The organism is Novosphingobium organovorum (assembly GCF_022832435.1).
Classification (GTDB): Bacteria; Pseudomonadota; Alphaproteobacteria; order Sphingomonadales; family Sphingomonadaceae; genus Novosphingobium; species Novosphingobium organovorum.
The window spans coordinates 1-1923 of record NZ_JALHLF010000224.1; the positions used below are offsets into that span (position 1 = coordinate 1).

The 1923-nt window shown below is 69.9% G+C and carries 2 protein-coding genes; both read left to right on the forward strand.

Going from position 1 to position 1923, the window contains the following annotated elements; translation table 11 throughout:
• The first annotated feature begins 279 nt into the window (after positions 1-279).
• Positions 280-753, forward strand: coding sequence for an RNA polymerase sigma factor (locus tag MTR62_RS20850; RefSeq protein ID WP_244024564.1), 474 nt, complete (start codon positions 280-282; stop codon positions 751-753).
• Positions 750-1886, forward strand: a complete 1137-nt coding sequence (locus MTR62_RS20855) for a FecR family protein (protein WP_244024566.1) — start codon at positions 750-752, stop codon at positions 1884-1886. The genes MTR62_RS20850 and MTR62_RS20855 overlap by 4 nt, the downstream gene beginning before the upstream one ends.
• Positions 1887-1923: the final 37 nt, after the last annotated feature.

Below are 1923 nucleotides of genomic sequence, written 5' to 3' on the forward strand. Positions count from 1 at the left end.
ATGGCCTGGAGCGCGCTGGCAAGGTCCTGCGCGGCCAGCTCGACCCCGCCCACAGGGCCCCGGTCCGACGCCGCGCGCGCGACAACGGGCGCACCGGCGCCCATCGCGCCCGCGACGATCCAGGCCAACGCGCCTGTTCCTGCCCGTCCTGTCCAGCGACCCATGCGGTTCGACCGCCCCCTCATTTTCATGGCACCTTGCCAAAAGCACGCGGGGATGGCTAGCTTTGCCCACATGAAGAGCGTGTCCCAATCCCGCGCAACGCGTCACCGCTCCGGCGTGGGATTCGAACCTGTCGTCAAGGCCTTGCGCGGCTGGTTCGCGCGCCGCCTAAGCAGCGAGGCGGATATCGACGATGCGGTTCAGGACGTCTGGCTGCGCACCCACGAACATCTTGAAAGCGGCACGGTCGAGAACGAACGCGCCTATGTCTTCACCGCCGCGCGCAGCGTGCTCACCGATCGCGCGCGACGCGCCAGCGTGCGCCACGAACAGGCGCACGAAAGCCTCGAGGAAATTCATCATCCGGTTGAGTGGATCACGCCCGAGCGCGTCATCCTGGGCGAGGAGGCCATCGCCATGGTGATGCACAGACTGGAAAACATGCCCGAAAAGACCCGCGACATTTTCATCCTGCACCGTTTCGAGAACATGACCTACCGCGAAATCGCAAACGCCATGGGGCTCTCGATCAGCGCCGTGGAAAAGCACATCATGAAGGCCCTGCTCGACCTGATGGAGGACCTGCGATGACCCGCAGCCCCCCCACGGACGAGCGGCGCACCGAGGCGGGCGACGATCCGCACCGGCAGGCAATCGCGCGTTTCGCGCGGCAGCGCGGCGGCCACCCGGTCGCCGCCCCGACCGACGATCGCGAGCAGGATGCGCTCGCCACGGTCAGCGATTTCTGGGACGAACTCGACGCGCTTGAGGCCGAGGACGGTTTGGCGCGGCTTCGCCAAAAGGCGCTCGAACGGCTCCGGTCCGGCCATGACGCCCACCACGACGCCCATCACGACGGCGGCGCCCCGGTGATCGGGGACGAGGAACCCGAAGACCGCCCCGTCCTCGCGCTCATGCCCGCCGGCGGCCGCCGCCAGGTGCCTTACCGCGCGCTGGCCGCCGCGCTCGTGGCGGTTCTCGCGCTCGGCGGTGCCTCGTGGTGGAGCCTGCGCCACCCGGCGGCGGGGCCGGCCGAACTGGCGCTGCGCACGATCGCCAACGGTCACGGCCTGCCGCGATCGGTGCGGCTGGCCGACGGCACCCGGCTTACGCTCGATGCCGACACCTCGCTGCGGGTCGCCGACAGCCCCGCCGGCACGCGCGAGGTCCATCTCGACAAGGGCCGGGCCTTCTTCAGCGTGACCCATGACGCGGCGCATCCCTTCACCGTTCACGCCGGCGCGATGACCGTGACCGACCTTGGTACCCGTTTCGAAGTGCGCACCGGGGCCAGCCAGACCGCGGTCACGCTGATCGAAGGCCAGGTCGCGATCGCGGCGCCGGGCAGCCCGGCGCTGACCATGACGCCAGGCACTCAGCTCGTGCTGCGCGGATCAGAAGGACGGCTCGAACCCGTCGACACCACCCGCGTCGTGCGCTGGCAGAGCGGGATGCTCGACGCCGACGACGAACCGCTCGGTGAGGTCGTCGCGCGGTTCAACCGCTACCTGGACCGGCCGCTTGCCGTGGGCCAGTCGATGCCGGGCACGATGACGCGCGGCGTGAAGGGCGCGGCGCCGGGCGACGTGCGCATCAGCGGCAGTTTCCGGCTCGACGATCCGGCCGGCTTCATCGAGGCGATCGACGCCATGGGCTACCCCGGCCTCGTCCATTTCGCTGCCAAGCCCGTCCAGAAGCCCGTCGAGCAGCCTGTCGCCAAATAGGGCGGCGCTGACGGCCGGCGCGCGAACCACGGCGGAC